Here is a 26014-nt window from a genome sequence, read left to right on the forward strand (position 1 = left end):
TGCACAAAGTGCAGGTTTTTTTTATTGATCTTTTTAGTTGAAAATTAGAATAATTTCACGGGAATGTCTAACCAAATACGCCATTCGTTGGTCGAACCAATTGCATTACTCACGTAATTGCCAGAAGCGTTGTTGTACGTATCACTACCACGTAAATAAGAGTGGCGTAATCTTAAGCTTGCATCTTTAAGATATCCAGTTTGGATGGTGTATTTGATCTGGTTGAAGAATTCATGCTCTTCTGCTTGATCAACAATTATCGAAGGAGTGTTTTTTTCAGCAACATCAATATCCCAACCATAAACAAATGCAGTCGTCCAATTTAAGCCTGCTAAGCCGTGATTTTTGAAGTTGTAGTTGTATTGAAGACCAACAGATTTCTCATCATTACCATTAAAGTCAGATAAATATGAGTTTGGTACATAAATACTTTGTAAACCATCTGAGTTATAAGCATAGTCATAACCTGTATTTCCAGCATTGTCTTGATACGAGATCATCACATTGTGAACATCTTTACTATAACTTGCTGAAACACCCCAGATAGAGTTGCTTAAATCTTGGAAGTCAATACGTGGGTCAGATGAACCTGCACCTTGTTTCCAATCAGTGTGATAACCAGAAAAATCTAAACTTAAAGATGCATCATTTTTTAAACCATGTGTATAGTTCACATTGGCATAATGACGATCTAATTTGTCTTTGACATCTAAGCCATAGTATGAAGAATTTAGTTGATCATTAAATTTATATTTAGCACCCCAATAGACTGCACGATCTAAATTTTGCTCATCAGTACTAATATCATTAGACCATTGATTTTTAGTAAATTTTCCTGCATACAAACTTAAGTTATCTATTTCGTTACTGATAATAGAAAGACCAGTAAAATACTCAGGTGTTAAACGGGCTGTGTTACTTGCGATCACAGGGATTTCTGAAATTTGTGTACCATAAGTAATGGTTGTATTTGAAACTCGTGCTTTAACAAAGCCACCACCACGAACCCAGTGATCATAGGCATTGCCATTATCATCTACAGGGATCATTTGGTTAGCTGTATTGTTATTTGCGCCTAATTTAAATGAGGCATCACCGATAATACCAGCACCAAAGCCGACAATGCCCTCAGTAAAACCTGTTTCTAATTTTACTATTGCTGTTTGAGCGGTAGAACTTGAATCGTTTGTTAAACCATCTTTTTTGTCACGATTTAAAAAACCAGTACGGAATAAAACCGAACCTTCCGCGTCAGCGACTAGGCCCTTTGATTCACTTTGCTCACTCGCAAATGCAGTAGAAATTAAAGCAGTTTGAATAAGAACTGCTAAGCTTAGTTTTTGGAATTTTTGCATTGGGAGAGAGCCTCATACAAAATGATTATGGTTAATGTTTAGTATTTGTATACGTAATGTATAACAAAATTGGCTCTATTATTCACAATTTCGCACCTAAAGTCATAAGCAAAAAGTATATAAATTGAACTAAGTTGTGAATTATTAAAGATTAAAAGTATTATAAAATTAAATTTAACTATTAATAACATATATTTATTTTTAACCTGATATTCTTTTTTTTATTTAATTTAGTCAATCTGGCACGTTTTTTTTTGTAACTCTAGAAGCAGACAAGGATGAATAAAGGATTTTAAATAAGAATGATAGTTATTCAGTTCATTTTTATTTAATTTTAATGTGCTTCAGAGATCACTTGCTTTTTGTGACGCACTAAATTGATACTCCAACTGTAAGGCTGATTAAAAAATAGCCTTAAAATGAGGCAAGTTGTAAATGAATGTGTGATCTAAAAAGATATGTCTTTAACTCAGGTAAATCGTCAAAAAAAATTTCTTTGAATATTTTTAAAAATAAGAAATTTAAAAAAATATAATAATAAAATCATTAATTTAAATTATTTTATCTCGTTATTTTAATTCCTTTGTATCTAAACACCTTTAACTTTGGCATAGCTATTGCTAATTCATATATGAGTTCAACAAATAAACCGAAAAAGCATCTCATCATGATGAGGGGGAACATAAATATGAAATTAGCAATTCAAGCATTGGGTCTAGCAGTTGTAGCATCTGCATCAACATTTAGTTTTGCTGAGGTACCAACTTCACCGCATTCTGTATCGGGTAATATCAGTGTTTTATCAAGTTATATATTGCGTGGTAATACGGCAGCTCCTGAAAATACTGAAGCTACATTACAAGGTGGATTAGACTATAGCCATAGTTCTGGATTGTACGCAGGGTGGTGGACATCTACTTTAGGTACAGATGCTTACGGTACTACCAATCCAATGGAAAATAATTTTTATGTGGGTTACAACGGTTCAATCAATGAAAACACTGGTTTTACTGTAGGTACAACTTATTACTATTATTATGACGTTGAAACCTCAGTTTATGATGGCTTTGAATTATTACTCGGTCTGAATTACAAAGATGTCGGAGTAACTGCTCAAACTTTGTTGGAGGATACAGGTTGGGGGAACGCTGGAGACACATATTTAAAAGCTACATATAGTTATCCTCTACCAAACGATTTTAGCTTGGACACAGCTTTGGGTTTATATGTGTATGAAAAAGACGGTAAGTATGTTGCAGAAACACCAGAGTCAGAAAGTTTTAATTTCCGTCACTTTGATATTGGTCTAAGTAAAGCTTTAGGGGAAACAGGTGTCACAGCAAGCATGAATTATATTATTGGTGGTGATGATCGTTATGGAAACAATTTAAAGAATAAAATGGTATTAGCATTGGGTTATAGCTTCTAAACTCAATTCAATTAAAAAAGGCGACTCAACTGAGTCGCTTTTTTTACATTAAATTTAAAGTTAATTTAGAAATTTTTTACATAAAGATCCATGTTTAATAACATTTATAAAAATATGTAATTATTGAGGATTGAAACACAGTAAATGTGAGTAATTGTTAGAATATTTTAATAGTGGTTGTTTAATTAAATATTTGAAAAATATAATAAAAATTTTTATTAATTGGTATAATAGTTAACAATTTAATCAGTTTTATTTATAAATACGAGTGGGCATTTTTACGTGAAATCTATAAATTTAAAATTTAAAAAACAAAGAAATATTTTATCTATATCAATGAGTCTAGCCCTAATTGGTTGTGGGGGTGGTGGATCGGGTTCTACATCAGCTCCTCCGCCTGTTACAAAACCGCCTATTGATGGTGGTCCTGGAACTACACAACCGCCTGAGCCTGAAACTCCTAAATATGAATATAATCCTGATGACTTTAAGGTTACCCCTACAGATACTTCGGGTAATAAGGTTAAAGTGGGTGTAATTGATACAGGTGTGCGTTCTATTGCTCAGTTGGCATCTGCTCTTAAAGGTCAATACTCATACAGCAATAATATTCAAGATGGTACTGTTAGTTATCGTGATCTAAGTGATGAACCTTTAGAGCTTCAAGATTTAACAGGCCATGGTACTAATTCTGCCCAAGTTATTGCTGGTGAAAAGGCTGGTGAGAGCTTCAATTACAATGAGGGCTTTGCTAAAGATGTTGCGGAAATTTATAGCGCACGTACATCTGACACTGGCTCAGGAATTGGCGGTACTATTCAAACTCTAATGGCAATTAATGATCTAATTGATCGCCATAATATTTTAATCTTCAACAATTCATATGGTTCTGATGTTGATGATAAGGCTGACATTTATTTAAGTTCAATGGCACCTTATGCTAGTCAGGCTGTTGAGAAAGGGGCTTTGCTTGTCTACTCTGCTGGAAATGAGGGTTTAGATAATCCATCGCTTCAAGGCTATCTGCCTAGTTATGATTATTCTCTTGAAAAGGGTATGTTGATTGTTGCTGGTATGGCAAATAACGGGAAAGAATTGCATTCACAATCAAATGCTTGTGGTGTGGCAGAACGTTTTTGCTTAACCGCTAATTTCACACGTTGGGGATTGGTTGATTCTTTAACAGGTGAGCATATTGGATATGCGGGTACTTCTAATGCCGCACCTGAAGTTACTGCTGTTGCTGCTGTGATTGCTTCTAAATATCCTTGGATGGATATGAACCAGGTTCGACAGGTATTATTGACTACTTCAACATTTATTGATGATGGTAGTGAATCAAACGGCTTATACAACAAAACATTTGGTTGGGGTTATTACAATCCTACTCAGGCGCTTGGAGGTATTGCTTATACAGGTCATAACTTTGGCGACTTTGAAGCAAATGTAGACAATGGCACTTATATTTTCTCAAATGACATTAAAGGTGATGGGGGAATTGTTAAGTCTGGTGCTGGTACATTGGCATTCACTGGGGATAGCACGTACACAGGTGATACTGTTGTTAAGAGTGGTGAAATCATTGTTAATGGCTCACTTCAGTCTTCTGTGGTCTTGAATGATCAAAATGCTACGTTATCTGGTACTGGTTCTGTAGGTTCGGTTTATAATAACGGTGTTGTTAGCACTGAAAAAGGTCGTTTAACAGTTAACGGTGACTTAATTAACTCATCTGTTGGTTCTAAACTGGCTTATGGTGTAGATCATCATTTAACTGTAAAAGGTGATGCTCAATTAGATGGTGGTTTAACTGTTTACGCATCTAATAAAGAAATGGTGACTGCTGGTGAGTATTTAGTTGTTGATTCCCAGTCATTAACAGGTGAGTTTAAGTCAGTTGAATCTAAATCTGCATTCTTAGATGTAGGTGAGCTTCGCGCTACTGATAAGCAATTGTATGTTGATGTTCAATTTGCTGATGCTACTGCTGCAGGTACAATTGCAGGTGGTATTTCTACGCCGTCAGGTAACCTTATCAATCAATTAATGGTTGAGGCTGCTCAAGCTAAGGCAAATGGTTCAAATGATCAGCTCGTTGACTATGTTAAAAATATTCAACAGGCATCTTCAAGTGAAGCTGCTCAATCTGTTATGAACTCTGTGTCAGGCGCTATGTTTGCAGAAACGCCATCAGTGTTGTTGAAGAATGATACGATGGTTAATGCTCAAATTGCACAACGCAACTACCAAGTTGCCAAAAATGGCAAGTCTGGTGCTTGGATTGCTCACGGTCAAGTTGATACTAAGGCAAGCGCAAAAGGTTGGGATTCTGTTGAGTCTGAAATCGACAGTCTAACTGCGGGCGCAGATGTTGCAATTGATGGTCGTGGTTTGATTGGTGCTTATGTTACTAACTATGATGAGCAATCTAAGTACACACTTTCTAACGGGAATAGTGAGATCAATCTTACGACTTTAGGTGTGTATGGTAAGTTGGATTTAAATAAGAACGTTTATTTAAGTGCAAATGCGAATTATGGCTTCGGTGACGCTGAGTTTAACCGTTTAGCTACGGATGGTGTAAACTCTGAAAACTCTTTAGCAAATGCTGATTTGGATAAGTTTGGTGTTTATGGTGAAATTGGTTATCAACGTTTAATTAATCAATTTAACTTGTCACCTTATTTAGCTCTAAGCCACAATACCGTTTCAATGGATGCGATTAAAGAATCATCTGAATTTGGTGTTAGTGTTAATGATGTGACGGCTAAAGAAACTAAAGCTCATTTAGGTTTGCGAGCAGAATTTAAAGCGACACCTCAATTATCTTTAGTGGGTTATGGTGAATATGCTTATGCGATTGACCGTGATCTACCAATGGTAAATCTATCTTCAAACTTGTTAAATGGCGTGTCAGTTGATTATCGTGCGCCATCATTTGATAAAGATTATTTCTTGTATGGTGTTGGGGTGAACTTCGCAACAAGTGATAATAAATGGAATCTATTTGGTGACCTAAATGGTAACGCTGTGAATTCTGCTGATCAGCAAGTACAAGTAGGTTTAAAATATAATTTTTAGACGAAGATAACTGTGTGTTTTTATAATATTTATCAATAAATTATTAACAGTTTGAAAAAGCGACTCAACTGAGTCGCTTTTTTATTCCTGTTTACGATAAGAGAGCGCTTCAGTTAAGTGAGCTGTTTGTATATGTTCAGAACTCGCTAAGTCAGCAATTGTACGAGCGACACGTAAGATTCGGTGGTAAGAACGTGCTGATAAATTCAAACGTTGCTGAGCCATAGCGATAATCTTTTTTGCAGAATCATCTAGTTGAGCCACTTGATCAAGCTGTTGAGAACTTAGATTTTGATTTGTCACACCTTGTCGTTGAATTTGCAACTCATAGGCCTGAATCACCCGTTTTCTGACGGTTTCAGAATTCTCCATCGGTGTAGTGCTTTGCATGTCTTGGGGAGGTAAAGGTGGCACATCAATATGTAAGTCAATCCGATCTAGTAAAGGGCCAGAAATTCGATTTTGATAGCGCTTAATTGATTCAGGTGAACATTGACAACGGCTATCTTGATTGAAGGCATATCCACATGGACATGGATTCATTGCAGCGACAAATTGAAAATTAGCCGGGAAAGTAATTTGTCTTGATGCTCTGGAAATGACGATTTCTTTCGACTCAAGAGGCTGCCTCAATACTTCTAAGACTTTTCGGTCAAACTCAGGTAATTCATCGAGAAAAAGTACACCTAAATGGGCTAAGGTGATCTCACCTGGTCGAGGGTGTGATCCACCACCAACCAAGGCCACAGCGGATGCCGTATGATGTGGCGCTCTAAAGGGGCGATGACCAAATTGATAAGGTGTATTTGCAATGGAGTAAATACTTGCGACCTCTAAGTGTTCTTGATTGGTTAATGGGGGCAAGATGCCAGACAATCTTGAGGCAAGCAGTGTTTTACCAGTGCCTGGCGGGCCTTTAAATAAAATAGAATGTCCACCAGCTGCTGCAATTTCTAAGGCGCGTCTTGGACGTAATTGACCTTTGACATCAGCGAGATCAAATCGATTTATTTGAGGTTGGATCGTTTTATTCGCTAATATGGGTTGAATTGGACTCGATTGATCAAAGTGTTGGCAAACATCTTTTAATGACTTGGCTGTATACACCTCAAAATTGGGAAGAAGGGCTGCATCATCCAAATTACTCACAGGAATCATTAACTCATGACCTGCGGTTTGACATGCCATTGCGATAGCCAAAGTTCCAGTTACAGGTCTTAACAGACCATCGAGTGCCAATTCACCTATAAATTCAAAACGGTCAATATTTTGATCATGTAGTTGCCCTGAAGCGATTAAAATCCCCAAAGCAATAGGTAAATCAAGCCTTGAACTATCTATGGGTAAATCAGCAGGGGCTAGATTGATCGTCAGCCGTTTGGTTGGAAATTGAAAACCGCTATTAATGATTGCAGAACGGACACGATCTTTGCTTTCTCGAACAGCAGCTTCTGGAAGACCTACAATGGTGAGTGAAGGTAATCCTTGGCTGACATGAACCTCTACTTCAATCAGTGGTGCATGTAAACCAAGAAGACCTCGGGTATAAATTTTGGCAAATGACATAAAACTGAACCATTATTATATTATTTTTAGAATTGCTTTATTTTTAATCACTAACTTTGTGTTTAAGCACTGTATTGGTGCAATTTTGCTTATTTTTGATCGGAAATTAAGCTTTCTAATGATTTTAATTGTGTTTGAAGTTCTGTTAAACGCAAATTGGCATTGTTTAGTGCAGTTTTCTGACGCTCTATTTCTTCTTTAGAAACCAAATCCATTTTACTAATTGCTTCGTTTAACAACGCTCTCACATTTTTTTCTAAATCTTTTTTGGGTTGGTCAACCTGTTCTAAGATTGCCTGTAATAAAGTTTCAATCATAGTTCTTCCGAATAATAAGTCATCAACATTGAAGTTTAACATTCGTTTTGGATTGACCCTAGTGTTAACTACATTTCATAGGTTAAACCAATAAGAACATAAAAAAAATCCATCAAAATTCCCAATATTTTTAGAACATAAGACCGTGTAGGCGTATAAAATAGGTTATAAATAAGTTCATGCTAGCTGATTAATATCCCCAACCATTATGAAGTTTGGCATGAAATTTGAACATAAAACCTTACTGGTGAAAAAAGCCGAAGGAAAACAACATGAAACTCGTAACAGCAATTGTAAAACCATTCAAATTAGATGACGTGCGTGAAGCACTCTCTGAAATTGGCGTTCAAGGGATCACCGTAACTGAAGTAAAAGGTTTTGGTCGTCAAAAAGGTCATACTGAACTTTATCGTGGTGCTGAATATGTGGTTGATTTTTTACCTAAAGTAAAAATTGAAATCGCAATCAGTGACGAAATGGTTGATTCAGTGATTGAATCAATTACACGTGTAGCTAGTACTGGCAAAATTGGTGACGGAAAAATTTTCGTGACGAATCTAGAACAAGTTATCCGTATCCGTACTGGTGAGACTGGTGCTGACGCAGTTTAATTTGGCATGAAGTTTGCTGAGTAGCGAATAACTCAAAAAACTAGGTTGGGGGATACGAATGAAAAAAATGCTAATGGCGCTGAGCTTGTCTGGCGCACTCTTAGGTGGTTCTGTCGCATGGGCTGAAGAAGCAGTGTCAGAACCGACCTCTCCTGAAGTAGCAGTTGTTGAAACTGAGGCTTCATCTACAGATTCTAATTTGGTTGAAACATTACCAGCAGCTCCAGAAGAAGCTCCTGCTGAAGAAGCGGCAGTTCTTGATACGGGTGACACTGCCTGGATTTTAGTTTCAACTGCACTCGTTTTACTCATGACCATTCCTGGTTTAGCGCTGTTCTACGGCGGTATGGTACGTAAAAAAAATGTCTTAAGTACCATGGCACACAGCTTTGTCGCTGCTGCGGTGGTCAGTATCGCTTGGGTAGTGGTTGGCTACACACTTGCTTTTGGTGAAGGTAATGCCTTTATTGGAAGTCTAGATAAATTTATGTTGTCTGGTATCACTACAGAAGCATTGAGTGGAACAATTCCAGAAATTTTATTTGTCATCTTCCAGATGACATTTGCAATCATTACCGTTGCCATTATCAGTGGTTCTATTGCTGAGCGTATGAAATTCAGTGCTTTTGTTGCGTTTATCGCAATTTGGGTGGTGGTTGTCTATGCTCCTATTACACATTGGGTATGGGGTGGTGGTTGGTTAGGTAACGATGGTGCACTTGATTTTGCAGGTGGTACTGTTGTTCATATTAACTCAGGTGTTGCTGGTTTAGTTGCGGCGTATATGCTTGGTAAGCGTATGGGGCTAGGCAAAGAATCAATGGCACCACATAACCTTACATTGACTGTCATTGGTGCGAGTTTAATTTGGGTCGGCTGGTTTGGCTTCAATGGTGGTTCTGCATTAGGTGCAAATGGTTCAGCAGGTTATGCATTGGTAGTAACTCAAGTTGCTGCTGCCGCTGCTGCCATTTCATGGTTAATCACTGAAAAAGTGGTTCGTGGCAAAGCTTCTGTGTTGGGTGCCGCATCAGGTGCGGTAGCTGGCCTGGTTGTGATTACGCCAGCTGCTGGATTCGTGACAGTAGGTGGTGCTTTAGCGATGGGCTTAATTGGTGGTGTCGTATGCTTCTGGGGTATTACAGCATTAAAACGTGCATTGAAAGCGGATGACTCATTAGATGCCTTTGGACTTCACGGTGTTGGTGGTATCGTTGGCGCAATTCTAACCGCATTCTTTGCAAGTGAGTTCATCATGGGCGATGCAGCACCTACAAACGTATTAAGCCAATTATGGGTACAAGTTGAAGGTGTTCTTGCAACAATCGCTTATTCAGCAATCCTGACATTCATCATCTTAAAAGTCATTGATTTAATCATCGGTATTCGTGTTGAATCAGACGATGAGCGTATGGGTCTGGATTTAAGTCAACATGGTGAGCGTGTTGAATAACGATTAAACTCAACAATCAATATATAGTGTGAAACAGCCCTTTGGGGCTGTTTTTTTTCTATATATTGATGAAAGCTCAACATGAGCAGAATTTTTTGATACACTTGGTGCAAATAGAATTTGTTCAATTAAACTGCTATGCATTGTCCATTTTGCAACGCCGCTGATAGTAAGGTGATTGATTCACGTTTAGCTGCTGAAGGCTGCCAAATTCGTCGTCGTCGTGAATGTATTAGTTGTAATGAGCGTTTTACTACTTTTGAAAGTTTTGAAGTGGTGATGCCTCGTGTCACCAAGTCCGATGGTAAAAACGAACCTTATGATGAAGCGAAACTTCGTCGTTCACTCATGCATGCTTTACAAAAACGTCCTGTGACACAAGAACAAATTGAAGCGGTGGTCAGTGATATTCAACTTCAAATTCGTCGACTAGGTGAACGTGATGTGCGTTCGCGTACTATAGGCGAAATTGTAATGAAGGCTTTATTTGCACTCGATCATGTCGCATACGTACGTTTTGCATCTGTATATCAAGATTTCCAAGATGTAGAAGCGTTCCGCCGTCAAATCGAACAAATGCAACACCGAGATCAAGAACATTAATCTCGCCCCAAATTCAACTTCAAGGTTATGAATGTCTGAGTTCTCGCAACAAAAGATCGATCAAGATCAAATGTGGATGCGTCGTGCAATAGCATTGGCGAAGAAAGGTCAATATTCGACAAAACCAAATCCTAATGTAGGTTGTGTCATTGTCAAAGACGGACAGATTATTGGTGAAGGCTTTCACCCCCAAGCTGGGCAACCACATGCCGAAGTGTTTGCACTTCGTCAAGCAGGGGAGCAAGCACAGGGTGCAACCGCGTATGTCACATTAGAACCTTGTGCGCATTATGGTCGTACTCCTCCTTGTGCTAAAGGTTTGGTCGAAGCGGGCATTGCAAAAGTGATAGTGGCTTGTTCAGACCCTAATCCATTGGTTGCTGGTAAAGGTGTGGCTATCCTACAACAAGCAGGTATAGACGTTGAAGTCGGGATCTGTGAGTTGGAAGCGCGTCCTTTGAACTTAGGCTTCTTTAAAGCTATGTCTAAGGGATTACCTTATGTACGTTTAAAGGTCGCGTCGAGTCTCGATGGTCGTACAGCAATGGCTTCAGGGGAGTCGAAGTGGATTACAGGTGAATTGGCACGTCAGGATGTTCAACATTGGCGTGCAATTTCTGGTGCAGTGATCACGGGTATTGAAACAGTGTTGGCTGATGATTGTCAGTTGAATGTTAGAGCTCTACCGAATATTCAATTAGAACGAGTTGTGCAGCCTAAACGTGTGATTTTAGATCGTCAAGGTCGCTTACCTTTAGATGCTAAAGTGTTAGAGAATCCTGATACTGTCATGGTCATGGGGCCATTTCGAGCAGAGCTTGCACAACTTGGCGTGATTCAATTCGAAGTTCAGCCCTTAGTTGAGTTGCTAAAAGTCTTAAAAGATTTTCAAATCTATGATGTGATGGTGGAAGCTGGTGCAACCCTATCTACTGCATTTTTGCAGGAAAATTTGGTAGACGAATTGATTAGTTATATTGCGCCTACACTATTAGGTCAATCAGCTCGTCCAATGTTTAATGCTGAATTTAAACAAATGACAGAACAACTCCGTTTTAAACTTCAAGATGTAACTCAGTTAGGTGATGACATCCGTTTAAAATTAATCCCTGATCAAGAGTCGCTATGAGTACAGAGTCAACGGTTTATCATAAACGTCGCCATGCAGCACGTACGACAGATGAGTATTTGTTTAATCAACTTGTGCCTTATTTAGGCAACAAGCGTCGTTTATTACATTTGATTCTTGAGGCATTAGAAAGCACTGGAACTTTGAATACGAGTTCAGGTCGAGCGCCTATCTTTGCGGACTTTTTTGCTGGGAGTGGTGTGGTTTCTCGTTTGGCTCGTCAAAATGGCTACCGAGTAATAGCTAATGATTGGGAGCCTTACAGCCACGCACTCAATCATGCCATATTATCATGTACTGAAGCTCCTGCTTTTAAAGAATTAGGCGGATATCAGAAAGCAATTGATTATCTTAATCGCTTGCCTGAGGTCAAAGGATGGGTAACACACAATCTTTGTCCTCGTAATGATGAGATCTATGATCCTTCACGAGACCGTTTATTCTTCAAACGTCGAAATGGCATGCGCATTGATGCAATTCGTCAACAAATTGCAACCTGGCAAGCTCAAGGTGCAATTGATGATGTGGAAATGAGCGCTTTACTTGCACCTTTATTGTATTCAGCAAGTTTTGTGAGTAATACGTCAGGCGTATTTAAGAGTTTCCATCACGGCTGGGGCGGTAAAACTCAGACGGCTTTAGAGCGAATTGAATCATTACTATGGCTGACCCCAAGTCGTTTTTGTGAAAATTCAAATCTGACAGGCCCAGCAGCTGAAATGTGGTGTGTGGATGCTCAACACTTAGCAAACCAAATGAGTGGTTTCGAAGTCGATGTGGCATATTTGGATCCACCCTATAATCAGCATGCGTATAGTAGCAACTATCATGTATTGAATGCTTTGACTTTATGGGATCAGGTAGATTTACCAAGTCCAGATACTAAGGGTTTCAAGAGTGGAATCGACCGTGCTTGGCGTAAAGAACGACCAAGCCCATACAATTCTTCTAAACATGCCAAAGAAGCGTATGAAAAGCTTTTGCAAACCATTAATGCACGCTATATTTTGACCAGCTATTCAACGGATGGAAATATTGAGGCTGGCGATTTACTTAAAGCGAATTTAGAGCGTGGACGAGTCACAATTTTGACTCAAGATGTTCCAAGATATCGTGTGAGTAAGCAGCGTCAGTCTGAGCGTGCGCGCGTTCTTGAGTTTATCGTCATTACCGACACGCACGCAAAATCAGGACCGCCAATTCGACAGTTACTTGGTCAGTTACACCACTATGCTGAATTGGGTGGAGTTGATACTACAGGCGTCGCTGAACAATTGGATTTATGGTAAAAATAGAACAAATTTAAGAGTACCCATTATGTTTACAGGCATTGTAGAAAGTTTAGGAAAAGTCGAAAGTTTACAAAATGTAGGTGGTGATATCCGCTTGCGTATACAGACTGATCTTGATATGTCTGATGTTCACTTGGGTGATTCTATTGCGACTAATGGCATCTGCTTAACTGTTATTGCATGGGGCAATCAATGGTACGAAGCAGATGTGTCACTTGAAAGTATTCATCGTACAACTTTATCGAGTTGGAAGGTTGGGCAAACCGTCAATGTAGAAAAAGCGATGTTACCAACAACTCGCTTTGGTGGTCATATTGTTAGTGGACATGTAGATGTAGTTGGTGAAATTACGGTGCAACGTCAAGATGCACGTTCACTCTATTTTGAGGTAACGGCCCCGCCTGAAATTGCAAAATATTTAGCGGAGAAAGGTTCCATCACAGTTGATGGAATTAGTCTTACAATCAATCATCTACGTGGCAATGTGTTGAGTTTAAATCTTATTCCTCATACTGCAGAGCGGACCAATATTAGTACGTGGAAAGTCGGGACTAAAGTAAACTTAGAAGTCGATGTACTTGCACGATATATTGAACGTTTATTGCTTGGGGATAAGGCTGCTGAACATAAACCTGAGTCTAAATTAAGCATGGAATTTTTAGCACAGAATGGCTTTTTACGTTAAAAAATGATTAAAATAGAAAACAGCCTAAATTTTTAGGCTGTTTTTTTGTTTAAATAAATTAGGTATACAATCTATCTAAAGGAGAAAGCAACATGCTCAGAGAACTTCAGAATGATTGATTTTTTACTGCATTTAGAGCAGCTTTTACCTAGTTTATTAGAGCAATATGGCGTATGGATTTACGCAATTTTATTTTTAGTGATATTTGCGGAAAATGGTTCCGTTTTCATGTTTTTTTTACCTGGGGACAGTTTGCTCATCGCCATCGGTGCTTTATGTTCGACCACTGAGTTGATTCATTTGCACTATATGGGATTGTTATTATTTATCGCCTCAGTCCTTGGTTATATTCTCAATTTCTATACAGGGCGATGGCTTGGTATTAAATATTTTAGCGACCACTCACGTTGGTTAAAACCTGAGTATATTGCCAAAACGAATGCTTATTTCGAAAAACATGGTGGTAAGACCATTTTAATTGCGCGCTTTATCCCTTTTGTACGTTCTTTTGCTCCATTCGCTGCTGGCTCTGGATATATGAGCTATAGCAGTTTCATGTTTTACAATATTATTGGTGCTTGGATTTGGATCGCACTTTTACTAGGTATGGGGTATGGCATGGGAAATATATTCTCAGCCGTTTTAGATTTTTTTGCTTAAATTGATACTTCAAACCTGATAAAAAAAGCCCTCAGTGGGCTCTTTTAAATTTTATTAATGGTGAGTGATGTGCGATCAAACCAATTCTCTACCAAATCTTCATCTTGAATTAAAAAGTCGCCTCTTTTCGACTCATGTTTTAAATACACTAAAACCGATTGAAAATCTGCTCGACTAATCAATAGTTCTTGAGCACTGATCGTGACATGTTCGCCAGATTTCAAATGAGTGATTCGTTCAGAGATGTTGTTTAAAAGATCCATGGTGATACTTTCCTCATGTCCGTCAAATCGCAGAGAGCATTTAAATTACATTCATGGTGTGACAAATATGTTTCATTTTGATGACACTAAGCATCCACCGTTCGAGCCTCTAAGAAGGTAGAGATGTATTTTTTAAAATAAGTTCGATCTCTTCTTTTGCTGCTGCTTGAAGTTTTGATTTAAAGATTTGTACGGCATCTTCAATCATGGTTTCAGCTTCAAGCTCGAGACGTAAACGAATCGTATCTAAATCTTGATGAATTGATAAATGCGCAGGAGAGTTTCCTGAAAAGTCCCGATGGGGTGTAGTCACTTTTTGGTATTTTTCAGTATATTCATCGATTTCTGCATCAATCACTTGTCGTAACTGTACGAGCGAATCGGTTTGTTGTTGAAATTTAAGATATTCATCTTGTAGAAGCTTTTGATTATAAGCCTCTTGCAGTGCACGTTTTTCTGCTAATGATTTTTCTAAAGCCAATTGCTTACGAATACGAGCTTCTTCAATTAATCGTGCTTTTTCATCCGCATAAGCCTGTTCAACCTTTAATTGAGCCACTTGCTGGGCACGATTGTCATGGTCTAGCCATTGCTCTGGTTGAGTTTGAGGTTCGAGTAAATCACTGATGCGATTAAGGTCGTCGATAAAAGCTTGGCGAACCGCTTCTGGCGCTTTCAACCAACGTTTTTTAAAATCTTGACCGACATTAATGGCCACCGTGATTCTCCTTTTTCCAATGACAACGCGCTAAAGTTTATGTGTTTGAGGTGAGATACCTAATTTTCGATAGGTTTTATATTTCTCTCGTCCAATTTCTTTGGCAGCTTCGTTGTTTTCAATAATTTCGATAATGTGACTGAAACGTGAAGGATCTTCAAGTGCATGAATGTGAAAATTAAACACGATCCATTCCTGAGTTTCAGGGAGCTTAGACGAAATACAAATAGCTGCTGATTGATCATCAATGCCATGTGTCAAAAAACTCTGTGGATCGAAACTCCAAAGTAAATCATCGAGTTCGTTTTGAATGCTCAATTCTGGACAATGAATCCATATTTTTGCAGGGTGACGCAGAATTTTTCGACATAAACGACAGGCACTTTGGACCTGTCGTTCTGGACTCTTTTCAAATAAGTAGAAGCTGATTTTAGACATTAATTTACGCGATTTGCGAGAAATTGAACCAATAATGGAACTGGGCGACCAGTTGCACCTTTTGCTGCGCCAGATGTCCAAGCTGTACCAGCAACATCTAAATGTGCCCAACGATATTCACGTGTGAAGCGTTGCAAGAAACAAGCAGCTGTAACAGCACCAGCTTTTGGACCACCAATATTGGCAATATCAGCAAATGGAGAGTCAAGCTGTTCTTGGTAGTCATCATAGACAGGCATACGCCATACACGGTCAAAGGATTGTTCACCAGCTTGAGAAAGTTCATGTGCCAGTTCATCATCTGGTGTGAACATACCTGTTAAAACAGAGCCTAAAGCAACAACACAAGCGCCTGTTAATGTTGCGATATCAATCACAAGTTCTGGGTTAAAGCGTTTGACATAGGTCAGCGTGTCACAGAGGACTAAGCGACCTTCGGCATCTGTATTTAGAATTTCAACAGTTTGACCACTCATCGTGGTGACGATATCACCTGGTCGAGTTGCATGACCTGATGGCATGTTCTCAGCCGCCGCAATTGCACCTACAACATGAATCGGAAGGCGAGCTTCACAGAGTGAGCGCATGGTTCCTAAAACTGAAGCTGCACCACCCATATCGTATTTCATTTCATCCATGCCTAAACCTGGTTTTAATGAAATACCACCCGTATCGAAAGTGATTCCTTTACCCACGAGGACGATAGGAGCTTGTTCAAGTTGACCTTGATATTCAAGAGTAATGATACGTCCAGGGCGATCTGAACCTTTGCTGACTGCAAGAAATGCATTCATGCCAAGATCAGCAATTTGCTGTTCATCTAGCACGGTTACTTTCAATAAATCTGGGAATTCTGCTGCCAATGCAATTGCATGATCCGCTAAATATTCAGGAAAACAAATATTTCCTGGACGATTTGCTAAATCACGTGCAACGTTTTGACCGCTTTCAATTGCTTGAATTAAGTTGAGTTGATTTGACGTTAGCGTAGAGTTTGATGCAATTAGATGAACTTGTTCGAGTATAAAGTCATTTTTTTTCGACTTAAACTCGTCAAAAGCATAAGCAGATTGAGTGAGTTTAAGTGCAAATAAGTAGTGCAATTCATTCGGCAAAGCTGAAATATCAACACTGATTTGTTTGAATTTTTTTTGTGAAGCTTTGATAATAGTTTGTGCAATTTTTGCTAATTTTGCAGCTTTAACTTCTTGTGCATTACCTAAGCCAAGTAGAATGCTATTCGGTTGATTTTCAATTTGACCCAATAACGATAAAGACTCATTGAAACCTGCTTTGAATTGAACTGCTTCAGTTAGGCTGTCTAAATTGTTGATTTGATAGTTGCTTTTAACTACATGGGTGTTTTCAGAGTCGACTAAAATAACCAAATGTTGGCTTTCTGAAATTTGTGCCAATGATGTATTAATTGAAAGTTTCATATGCTTGTTGTGTGCCTATTGAGACCGTTTAAATCATTAAACCATTGAAACACTACCAATGATAGAATTTCAATGAGGTTTTATATTTTTAACATTCGGGTAAACTAGCGCTAGCCGATTTAACCTAATTTTGGAAGATTACTTTGATTATAAGACGTTACCTCGTCAAACAAGTGGTATCTACCTCTGTGGTTGTGATTTCATTGCTTACACTCATCATGTTGGGTGGGCGTTTGATCAAGTATTTTGGCGTGGCAGCTCAGGGTCGAATGGATGCAAGTATTTTATTTAGCATCATTGGCTACCGTCTTCCAGAATTTTTGACATTGATCTTACCTTTAGGTTTTTTCATTGGTCTCATGTTGGTGTTTGGCCGACTGTATGTAGATCATGAAATGGCGGTTCTCAATGGCAGTGGTGTTAGTCGTAATCAATTGGCTCGTTTATTGTTACCTCTCACAGCCATTTATTTGGCCATTCAAACGGTATTAATGGTATGGATGTCTCCATGGGGTATACGTGAATTTGAAAAGCTTACGACGACTCAAGCGGTTCGATCAGGCTTTGATTTGGTGCGTCCAAAAGAGTTTATTTCCTCAGGTCCTTATACCATTTATGCTGGTGCACTTTCAGAAGATCGTAAAAACTTAAAAGAAATTTTCTTCTATCAGCGTGCAGATAAGCCTGAAAAACCTGACATCATGATTTTAGCGAAAGAAGCGACACGTGTTGAAATGGTCGGTGAAACAGCGAGTGTTGTTGATTTAACTCAAGGTCGTCGTTACGAAATTTATCAAGATAGTCCGAAATATAGTCATACCGAATTTGCTTCATATCGTTTGCGTCTTGAAAGTGATAAAGAGGCGAAATTCGAAAGTGGTGATGTAGAAGCGTTACCAATTTCGAAGTTGATTGAAACTCGTGAAGACCCTGTAGTAGCCAGTGAATTGGGCTGGAGAATATTTGTGCCATTTACATTGATTGTGGCATTGATGTTAGCAACGGCATTGTCTGAGGTTACTCCACGCCAAGGACGATATTTAAAATTATTTCCTGCACTCTTAATTTTTGCCAGTTTGATTGTGGCATTAATGGCGATTAAAACCAGAATTAGTAAAGATGAGATTGGTATTTGGGCTTATCCCGCTATCTTGATTGTTTATGCAGTGGGTGCAGCGATTTTCTCGCGTAAACAAAAACTAGCACCTAAGTTAAAAAAACGAATTGAGCAGGTGAAATCATAATGTTGGCACGTCGAATTGTCGCAAAACATGTGACGAAAACCACAGCGCTGGCGATGTTGGGTGCTACAGCGATTTTATCAGCCCTTCAAATTCTTTTTACCTATATGGGTGAATTAGGCAGCCTGAAAGAAGGATATGGAGCTTGGCAAGCGCTTATTCATGTTCTATGGGCTTCACCGCAATATTTATATGAAATTTTACCTATTTCAGCATTGATTGGTGCAGTGCTCGGTTTGGGTTCAATGGCTTCAAATAGTGAGCTGATTGTCATGCGCGCTTCAGGGATTAGCCTGTGGCGTATTGTGGGTTGGGTCATGCGCTCAGCAATGCTCTTGGTATTGCTTTCATTTTTACTCAGTGAATATGTTATTCCTTACACCAATGAGCGGGCGGAAAGTATTAAAGACCGTCGTTCTGTTGCTGAGCTTGGCGAAGTCAAAGGTTATTGGACTAGAGAAGGTCAACGATTTATTTATATTGACTATGCAAATGCGCAAGGGCAGTTACGTCAAGTTGAGATGATGGACTTTGATCAAGATTATCGTCTGAAGTCAGTCTTGACTGCGAATCAAGGTCAATTTGTACAAAATGGACAATGGTCTTTAATTGAAGCCAGTCAGATGGATATTTTTCCTGAAGGCTATTCGAGACTGATTCAAACTCCTCAGCAGGATGTTGCTTTAGCGCTTCAACCTAAATATGTTCATATGGTGACGATTGATCCTGAAGATTTAGCTCCAAGCCAATTGATCAGTTTTATGCGCTATATGGATGAATATAGTCAAGTTCCTAAAACGTATTTACTTGCATTCTGGCAAAAAGTGGCTTCGCCATTTGCATTGTTGGCACTCGTACTGATTGCTTGCTCTTTTATTTTTGGCCCTTTACGGCAACAGTCTATGGGTTTTCGTTTAGTGATTGCGTTATTTGTAGGGCTTGGTTTTTACTACCTACAAGACTTCTTAGGGTACGCGAGTTTGGTGTATTCACCATCTCCAGCTTGGTTTGTTTTTCTGCCAATTGTGCTTATCTTTGCGGTAGGTAGCTATTTGCTATATCGAGCGCGCTAGAGAATTTTTAAATTGAAAAATAGATGGTCTAGATCAATCAAAGCCATCGTGTTCAGATAGAGTCTTAATGAAAAATTCGTTAAGATACGTTGATTAATTTGTAAACAGAAAAGAGTGTATATCATGACGGATGCAACTGCTGGCAAAATCCCTCACGTTTTAGTCATTATGGATGGTGTGGGTCATCGTGAAGCGGTCGAAGATAATGCTTTTCTTGCAGCGAAAACACCTAATTTAACTGCAATGAAACAGAATCATCCACATGGTCTGATTTCAGGTTCAGGTGAAGATGTTGGTCTTCCAGATGGCCAAATGGGGAATTCAGAAGTTGGTCATATGAATCTTGGTGCTGGACGCGTGTTGTATCAAGATTTCACTCGTATTACCAAAGATATCCGTACTGGTGATTTCTATAAACATGAAGTATTGGTTGATGCTGTAGAAAAAGCAAAAGAAAATCAAAAAGCAGTACATATTTTTGGATTGTTGTCTGAAGGTGGTGTTCACTCTCATGAAGACCATATTGTTGCTATGGCAGAGTTGGCACTAAAAAGAGGTGCTCAAGTCTATTTACATGCTTTCTTAGATGGTCGTGATACTCCCCCAAAAAGTGCACAACCATCTTTAGAAAAATTAGATGCATTATTTGCCCAATATCCAGGTCAGGGTCGAATTGCAACGATGATCGGTCGTTATTTCGCAATGGATCGTGACAATCGTTGGGATCGTGTCGAACAAGCATATCGTTTATTAACAGAAGGTGAGGCTGTTCGCGTAGTTGAGTCTGCTGTGGAAGGTCTCGAACAAGCGTATGCTGCTGAAGAGTCAGATGAGTTTGTGAAAGCAACACGTATTGGGGATGTAGCCGCAGTACAAGATGGTGATGCTGTTGTTTTTATGAATTTCCGTGCAGATCGTGCTCGCGAATTGACAAAAGCATTTGTTGAACAAGGCTTCGATGGTTTCGAGCGTAAAGTTGTGCCTCAGCTTGCGAAATTTGTCATGTTAACGCGCTATCAAGCGACAATTGATGCGCCGGTGGCATATATGCCAGAACCGTTGGTCAATTCAATTGGTGAATACCTGTCTAATTTAGGTAAAACTCAATTACGTATCGCGGAAACTGAGAAATATGCCCATGTGACTTTCTTCTTCAGTGGTGGTCGTGAAGATGAGTATCCAGGTGAAAAACGTATTTTGATTCCATCACCAAATGTTGCAACCTATGATTTAAAACCAGAAATGAGTGCTTATGAAGTCACTGATGAGTTAGTGAATGCAATTAATTCAGGTGAATTTGACTTACTCGTTGTGAACTATGCAAACGGCGATATGGTTGGACATACAGGGGTATTCGATGCTGCCGTTAAAGCAGTAGAAGCAGTGGATGTCAGCTTAGGTCGTGTCTATGATGCAGTGATGGCGAAGAAAGGCCATATGTTGATCACTGCGGATCACGGTAATGTTGAACAAATGCAGGACTATGAAAGTGGTCAAGTCCATACTCAACATACAACTGAGCATGTGCCATTTATTTATGTAGGTCCAACTCAAGCGAAAATTGCAGAGGGTGGTGTGCTTGCAGATGTTGCACCGACATTATTGAATTTAATGCAGTTGCCTGTTCCTGCTGAAATGAAAGGTCGCAATTTAGTGACTTTAGTTTAAAAATAAGAAGGAATTCAGTATGAATCCATTGTTATTCAAACTCATGTTAGGTCTAGCTTTAAGTTTGAATGGGGTTCATGCTTTCGCTGCTGGATCTAAGGGTCCAGCAGTTGATCCTTTAGAAGAAGACTGGTCATCAAACAGTTCAGAAGTTCCGATTGAATCTATACAGCAGTTTGTTCAGATTTACGGTACAGTAAAAGAAAACTATGTCACTGAAGTCACTGACGATCAGTTATTTTTACAAGCGATCCAAGGTTTGGTGAGTGGGCTAGATCGTTATTCTCGCTATTTATCTCCAGACGATTATCGCCAGCTCCTCAAATATACCGAGGAGGATTTAGCGAGTATCGATTTTGATCTTAGCTTTGATACCTCACGCGGTTTATGGCAGATCGAAAATTTAGATCCCGATAGTGACTCGGCAAAATTAGGATTAGCCAACGGCGTTACACTTTACAAAATTGATGGACAAGAGCTTAGATTGCTAAACCAAGATCAAGTCAAAGACTTGCTCAGTGGCTCGATTGGATCAACCATCAGTTTACAAAGATCACCGAACTCATCTCCAATTATTTTAGTGAGAAATCAAAAACTAGATGTTGCCGATATACAAGCACATATGCTGAGTAATCAAGTTTTACTATTAAAGGTGAAAGTTTTTCAGCAAGATACTGCGAATGAAATAAAACGTTATATCGATGAGCATCATAGCCAACAACTCAAAGCTGTTTTAATAGATCTAAGAAATAATCCGGGTGGATTATTATCTTCTGCTGTGGAAACGGCAGATTTATTTTTAAATCAGGGTTTGATTGTATCTACGCGTAGCCGTTCAGAAGGTGATCAACAATTCCAAGCTTTACCAGGACATGAATTTACAGGGCTTAAAGTCGGAGTATTGATTAATCAACGTTCGGCTTCTGCAGCAGAAGTATTTACGGCAGCAATGAAAGATCATCAACGCGCCGTAATCATTGGTGAAAAGAGTTATGGTAAAGGTGTTGTGCAAAAACTCTTTCCACTTGAAAATGGTGCGGCACTACAAATGACAGTATCTCATTACTTAACACCGAATGGTGTCGAGATTGATGGGCAAGGCATAGCCCCTAATATCGAATATCCTTGGCCGCAGGATATGAAGGAGGAGGTTTACCTCCAACACGCAGCCGATTTGTTGTTAAGAAGCCGTTAAATATCATCAATATCGGGGTGATGCTAAGTTATTCATCTTCAGTATCTAAACCAAATTTTTTTAAACGATATCGTAATGAGCGGAATGTCATTCCTAATTTTTTGGCGGCTAGGGTTCTGTTCCAATGCGTTGAGTTTAACGCATTAATTAAAACTTCTTTTTCTACTTTCTCAAGGTATTGTTCTAATCCCTCTTCGGGCAAACCTTTGGGTATTTGAGACGTTAAATCAGTAGTTGCTTCAATTTGACTATTTGGTTGTTGTGCTAAAGGTTGGGATGTTAAGCCTAATGAAGGGCTTTTAACATGCTCGACGGCTATGAGCTTATCATCGCAAAGTGTAAGTGCACGCTCGATGATATTTTTAAGTTCGCGTACATTCCCTGTAAATGGTTGTTGTTTAAGGAATTGTATCGCCTCTTGAGACAGTTGAGGGGCTTCAATACGCCATTCACTACTGATTTTATCAATAAAATGTTGAGCTAGAACAGGAATATCTTTGGGTCTATCGCGGAGTGGGGTAAGACGTAAATCCATTACATGAATTCTAAAAAATAGATCTTGTCTAAATTTGCCTTGTTGAACCAATTGCTCAAGATTTTGATGGCTTGCACTGACAATCCTAAAATCAACATCAAGCTCTTTATCACTGCCAATCGGACGGATTTTCTTTTCTTGAACTGCTCTCAGCAATTTAGCTTGCATGGCGAGTGAAAGCTCTGCAATTTCGTCTAAAAATAATGTTCCACCGTCAGCTGTTTGAATTAACCCTTGTTTGTCTTGGTCAGCACCCACAAAACTGCCTTTGATATGACCAAATAATTCACTTTCCATCAGGTCTTCATTCATCGCACCACAATTGATCGCGACAAAGGCATGATCATGACGATTACTGAGTTGATGAATAAGATTCGCAACGATTTCTTTACCAGTCCCTGATTCACCTGTAATAAAGACGGGTGCTTGTGATCGAGCTATTTTTTTGATTGCTGTACGAAGCTGTTGAGTTTGTTCTGAGACACCAATCAGCAGTTGTTCCTCAAGTGGAAGCTGATTGAGATCATCATCCACTGCAGGGGTATGTAATGCTTTCTTAAGCAATTGATGCAAATGTTGTTGATTAATGGGCTTACTGACGAAATCGAAAGCGCCTGCTTTTAAAGCGGAGATTGCCAACTCCATATTGGCATAGGCGGTCAGTACCGCGATGGGCGTCTTCGGATAGTGCTGGGTGACGTATTTAACTAAATCGATGCCATTGCCATCTGGTAAATTGAAATCGGTGATACACGCATCGTATTTATATTCGCTTAGAAAATGTAGCGCTTGTTTCAAATGATGTGCCATATGCGTTTTAATGCCCATCCGAGAAAGGGTCATTTGCATCAACATACATAAATCAGGTTCATCATCGACTAAAAGTACTAAAGGTTGTTGCTTTACCATAACCTGATCTTATCCATCTAAACGTCTGTCTTATGGCATGTAATACGAAAACATGCACCTTGCTGTTCTTGCTCGATATAACTCAATTTTGCTTGGTTAGCTTCACAAATACTTTGTGATAAATATAATCCTAAACCAGTTCCATTGGTTTCAGTACTAAAAAATGGTTGAAATAATTGAGATAAATCATGTTGTTGGATGCCTTTGCCAAAATCGATAACATCAATAAAAATTTGATTTTCTGAACAACTGCTTCTGACAAAAATGTACTCTGCGGTCGGATCATTATGACGAATAGCATTGCGAATTAAATTAATCAGAACTTGTCGCAGTTGGATTTCATCAAAATAAACTTCAATATTGGCTTCAAGCTGTAATTGGATATGAGAACTGATATCTGCTAAATCTTGTTGAATAAGATCATGCATAAACTGCTCAAAATGAATCAGTACACCGGCAGTTTTTTTATTCTTTGCCATATCCAATGTGTCTTTGATGATTTTATCAATACGTTTTGCTTGCTTAGCAATCATTTGATTGAGCATACGTTTTTGTTCTTCATCCGAATCATCATTAAGTTCATTGGCTTGTACGATTGCTGCTAAAGGATTACGTATTTCATGTGCAATACTGGCTGATAATTGACCAAGAGAAGCTAATTTCATTTGTTGAACTTTCTGATTAAGTTTTTGCGCATCTTCCAAAATTAATAGCGTGAGCGCTTGTTGAGGCGTAATCAGTTTTTGAACACGAATATCAACTGTATAGGATGATTGATGAGATTCAAACTGAAAGCGCTCTCCATGAGCAACCAATGTGTTTTTTAGAATTTCATAGAGATCTGGTTGGAAGTTGGCAAGATTATATTGTTCATGAGCGTACAGGGGCGAAATACCAAGTAAGGAATATGCAGCAGGATTGCAGACGATAATTTTACAGTGATCATCTAAGACCAGATAACCGACTTCGATTTGCTCAAGAATATAGCGATTAATATTTTGTAGTTTAAAGAGTTCATTGGCTTGATGTGTATTGACGGATTCGAGTACTTGAAACCGTTGTATTGATACTTGACCAATGCCATGAACCACAAAAAATAAAAAAGCAAGAAAGGCACTGTCACCAATATTATTTAGACTTTCAATGGAGAATAAACTGCCAAAAAACTGCTGATATACGACCCCAATCACCGCGACTAATGTGATGAATAAGGCTTGGTTTTTACTGAGTAAAAAGTTTGCTGCAAAGACGGAAATGACAAACAATAACCCAATTGCGATATTGGGACCACCGAGTGCAAAAGTAAGGGTATTTAGAAAGAGCAGGTCAACTGCAAATAAGGTGATAATTTGTTTAGAAATAGCTTGTGGTAAGTATTTTAAAACGATCGTTTGTACGATGCTACTTGCAACATAAAGGAGTAAAGCGTAAAAATAGATTGATTCATATTGATAAAAATAACGTTCAGAATCAATCGTCAGTAGGAATATGAGTGTTAAGCTTAAGGCGATAATGACACGATAACTTGAATATAGTGTTCCAAGACGGTAGATCGTTTGATAAATAGAAATTGAAGCAGCAGACGTCATTGGAATACTCAGATCAAATTAAGGCTTAATCAAACCATAACGAATTGCCAAATGAGTCAGTTTGACATCACTATCGATTCCTAATTTTTCAAATATACGATAGCGATAAGTATTCACTGTTTTTACGCTAACAAAAAGTTTGTCTGAAATTTCTTGGGCACTAATACAATTCACAACCATCATCGCGACTTGCATTTCACGTTCAGAAAGTGCATCAAAAGGAGAGGTTTGTGTATCAGATAAATAAGAACTCGCAAGCTGTTCAGCAATATCTGCACTGAAGTATTTACCACCTTGCATGACTTTATTAATTGCACGCACCATTTCTGTGATCGGAGCTCCCTTCGTGATATAACCACGAGCCCCGGCTTTTAACAGTAGTGATGGATAGGGTTCTTCCGCTAGACCACTGACGGCGAGAACTTTGGTGTCAGGCGCTGTTTGCAATAAACGTCGAGTAGTTTCCACGCCACCGATACCAGGCATGTTCACATCGAGCAAGACGACATTAGGGTGGTGTTGACGAACAAGACTAATGGCTTCTTCACCGGACTCTGCTTGACCAATGACTTGAATATCTGCTTGATCTTCAAGCATACGACAAATACCTGTACGAACTAACTCATGGTCATCTACCACTAATACCGTGATCACAAACACCTCCTCTGAAATCTATTCTTACTTTTTTGTTACATGATGCAAAAATTGCTTGCATTGGACTAACAAAAATAGCAATGCTATTCCTAATCTTTACTAAAATACTGT

22 protein-coding genes and 2 pseudogenes are annotated in these 26014 nt (G+C 38.9%); 13 read left to right on the forward strand and 11 right to left on the reverse strand.

Annotated features, from left to right (window positions below; translation table 11 throughout):
- Positions 1 to 44 precede the first annotated feature (44 nt).
- Entirely contained in the window at positions 45 to 1355 is a 1311-nt protein-coding gene (locus AC1M9H_RS07265; protein ID WP_481597440.1) for an OprD family outer membrane porin, read from the reverse strand.
- A 688-nt stretch (positions 1356 to 2043) separates the two neighbouring features.
- Here AC1M9H_RS07265 and AC1M9H_RS07270 point away from each other — a divergent pair.
- Together AC1M9H_RS07270 and AC1M9H_RS07275 are read left to right on the forward strand one after the other, a co-directional pair.
- Positions 2044 to 2784, forward strand: a complete 741-nt coding sequence (locus AC1M9H_RS07270) for a TorF family putative porin (RefSeq protein ID WP_180028850.1) — start codon at positions 2044 to 2046, stop codon at positions 2782 to 2784.
- A gap of 336 nt (positions 2785 to 3120) precedes the next feature.
- Positions 3121 to 5865, forward strand: coding sequence for a S8 family serine peptidase (locus AC1M9H_RS07275; protein ID WP_481613083.1), 2745 nt, complete (start codon positions 3121 to 3123; stop codon positions 5863 to 5865).
- Between the two features lie 81 nt (positions 5866 to 5946).
- Here AC1M9H_RS07275 and AC1M9H_RS07280 read toward each other — a convergent pair whose 3' ends face one another.
- Complete coding sequence (locus tag AC1M9H_RS07280; RefSeq protein WP_481613084.1) at positions 5947 to 7431, reverse strand: YifB family Mg chelatase-like AAA ATPase; 1485 nt, start codon at positions 7429 to 7431, stop codon at positions 5947 to 5949.
- Between the two features lie 89 nt (positions 7432 to 7520).
- Entirely contained in the window at positions 7521 to 7748 is a 228-nt protein-coding gene (locus tag AC1M9H_RS07285; protein ID WP_092767430.1) for an accessory factor UbiK family protein, read from the reverse strand.
- Positions 7749 to 8020: 272 nt separating this feature from the next.
- Here AC1M9H_RS07285 and glnK point away from each other — a divergent pair, with 272 nt between their 5' ends.
- From glnK to AC1M9H_RS07320, 7 genes are all read left to right on the forward strand, one after another.
- Complete coding sequence (gene glnK, locus AC1M9H_RS07290; protein WP_004650081.1) at positions 8021 to 8359, forward strand: P-II family nitrogen regulator; 339 nt, start codon at positions 8021 to 8023, stop codon at positions 8357 to 8359.
- Positions 8360 to 8417: 58 nt separating this feature from the next.
- Entirely contained in the window at positions 8418 to 9812 is a 1395-nt protein-coding gene (locus AC1M9H_RS07295) for an ammonium transporter (RefSeq protein ID WP_481591498.1), read from the forward strand.
- A 138-nt stretch (positions 9813 to 9950) separates the two neighbouring features.
- The gene (gene nrdR, locus AC1M9H_RS07300) at positions 9951 to 10415 is read left to right on the forward strand and encodes a transcriptional regulator NrdR (protein ID WP_092767359.1); all 465 of its coding nucleotides are present in this window, start codon (positions 9951 to 9953) and stop codon (positions 10413 to 10415) included.
- A gap of 31 nt (positions 10416 to 10446) precedes the next feature.
- A complete protein-coding gene (gene ribD, locus AC1M9H_RS07305; protein WP_481591497.1) occupies positions 10447 to 11544 on the forward strand; it encodes a bifunctional diaminohydroxyphosphoribosylaminopyrimidine deaminase/5-amino-6-(5-phosphoribosylamino)uracil reductase RibD in 1098 nt (365 codons plus the stop codon).
- Entirely contained in the window at positions 11541 to 12833 is a 1293-nt protein-coding gene (locus AC1M9H_RS07310; protein WP_180028158.1) for a DNA adenine methylase, read from the forward strand. Before ribD ends, AC1M9H_RS07310 begins: the two co-directional genes overlap by 4 nt.
- 28 nt (positions 12834 to 12861) lie before the next feature.
- Positions 12862 to 13521 (forward strand): riboflavin synthase, encoded by a 660-nt coding sequence (locus AC1M9H_RS07315; RefSeq protein ID WP_092767353.1) that lies wholly within the window; start codon positions 12862 to 12864, stop codon positions 13519 to 13521.
- Between the two features lie 111 nt (positions 13522 to 13632).
- On the forward strand, positions 13633 to 14181 hold the full coding sequence (locus AC1M9H_RS07320) for a VTT domain-containing protein (protein WP_180028159.1): 549 nt from the start codon (positions 13633 to 13635) through the stop codon (positions 14179 to 14181).
- Positions 14182 to 14225: 44 nt separating this feature from the next.
- Here the strand turns inward: AC1M9H_RS07320 and AC1M9H_RS07325 are convergent, their stop codons facing one another.
- The 4 genes from AC1M9H_RS07325 to AC1M9H_RS07340 form a co-directional block, all read right to left on the reverse strand.
- On the reverse strand, positions 14226 to 14444 hold the full coding sequence (locus tag AC1M9H_RS07325; protein ID WP_481591496.1) for a hypothetical protein: 219 nt from the start codon (positions 14442 to 14444) through the stop codon (positions 14226 to 14228).
- A gap of 109 nt (positions 14445 to 14553) precedes the next feature.
- Positions 14554 to 15162 carry a cell division protein BlhA gene (blhA, locus tag AC1M9H_RS07330; RefSeq protein WP_481591495.1) on the reverse strand — a complete coding sequence of 203 codons (609 nt, stop codon included), beginning with the start codon at positions 15160 to 15162 and terminating at the stop codon, positions 14554 to 14556.
- Positions 15163 to 15192: 30 nt separating this feature from the next.
- Positions 15193 to 15600 carry a DNA polymerase III subunit chi gene (locus tag AC1M9H_RS07335; protein ID WP_092767347.1) on the reverse strand — a complete coding sequence of 136 codons (408 nt, stop codon included), beginning with the start codon at positions 15598 to 15600 and terminating at the stop codon, positions 15193 to 15195.
- A complete protein-coding gene (locus AC1M9H_RS07340) occupies positions 15600 to 17039 on the reverse strand; it encodes a leucyl aminopeptidase (protein WP_481613085.1) in 1440 nt (479 codons plus the stop codon). Before AC1M9H_RS07340 ends, AC1M9H_RS07335 begins: the two co-directional genes overlap by 1 nt.
- 143 nt (positions 17040 to 17182) lie before the next feature.
- Between AC1M9H_RS07340 and lptF the strand changes: the two genes are divergently transcribed.
- From lptF to AC1M9H_RS07360, 4 genes are all read left to right on the forward strand, one after another.
- Positions 17183 to 18283 (forward strand): LPS export ABC transporter permease LptF, encoded by a 1101-nt coding sequence (gene lptF / locus AC1M9H_RS07345; protein WP_035263893.1) that lies wholly within the window; start codon positions 17183 to 17185, stop codon positions 18281 to 18283.
- Positions 18283 to 19353 (forward strand): LPS export ABC transporter permease LptG, encoded by a 1071-nt coding sequence (gene lptG, locus AC1M9H_RS07350; RefSeq protein WP_035263894.1) that lies wholly within the window; start codon positions 18283 to 18285, stop codon positions 19351 to 19353. Before lptF ends, lptG begins: the two co-directional genes overlap by 1 nt.
- A gap of 123 nt (positions 19354 to 19476) precedes the next feature.
- Complete coding sequence (gene gpmI, locus AC1M9H_RS07355) at positions 19477 to 21021, forward strand: 2,3-bisphosphoglycerate-independent phosphoglycerate mutase (protein WP_481613086.1); 1545 nt, start codon at positions 19477 to 19479, stop codon at positions 21019 to 21021.
- 19 nt (positions 21022 to 21040) lie between these two features.
- Positions 21041 to 22216, forward strand: coding sequence for a S41 family peptidase (locus tag AC1M9H_RS07360; RefSeq protein ID WP_481613087.1), 1176 nt, complete (start codon positions 21041 to 21043; stop codon positions 22214 to 22216).
- A 28-nt stretch (positions 22217 to 22244) separates the two neighbouring features.
- Here the strand turns inward: AC1M9H_RS07360 and AC1M9H_RS07365 are convergent.
- From AC1M9H_RS07365 to gacA, 4 genes and pseudogenes are all read right to left on the reverse strand, one after another.
- Positions 22245 to 22424 (reverse strand): annotated as a pseudogene (locus AC1M9H_RS07365) (helix-turn-helix domain-containing protein); the annotation flags it as partial.
- Positions 22425 to 22531: 107 nt separating this feature from the next.
- Positions 22532 to 23660, reverse strand: a pseudogene (locus AC1M9H_RS07370) (sigma-54-dependent transcriptional regulator); the annotation flags it as partial.
- A gap of 17 nt (positions 23661 to 23677) precedes the next feature.
- Entirely contained in the window at positions 23678 to 25249 is a 1572-nt protein-coding gene (locus AC1M9H_RS07375; RefSeq protein WP_481613088.1) for a sensor histidine kinase, read from the reverse strand.
- Between the two features lie 18 nt (positions 25250 to 25267).
- Entirely contained in the window at positions 25268 to 25903 is a 636-nt protein-coding gene (gene gacA / locus AC1M9H_RS07380; protein WP_092767334.1) for a response regulator transcription factor GacA, read from the reverse strand.
- Between the last annotated feature and the right edge of the window lie 111 nt (positions 25904 to 26014).

The sequence above is a fragment of the Acinetobacter sp. ANC_7512 genome (genome assembly GCF_056779935.1).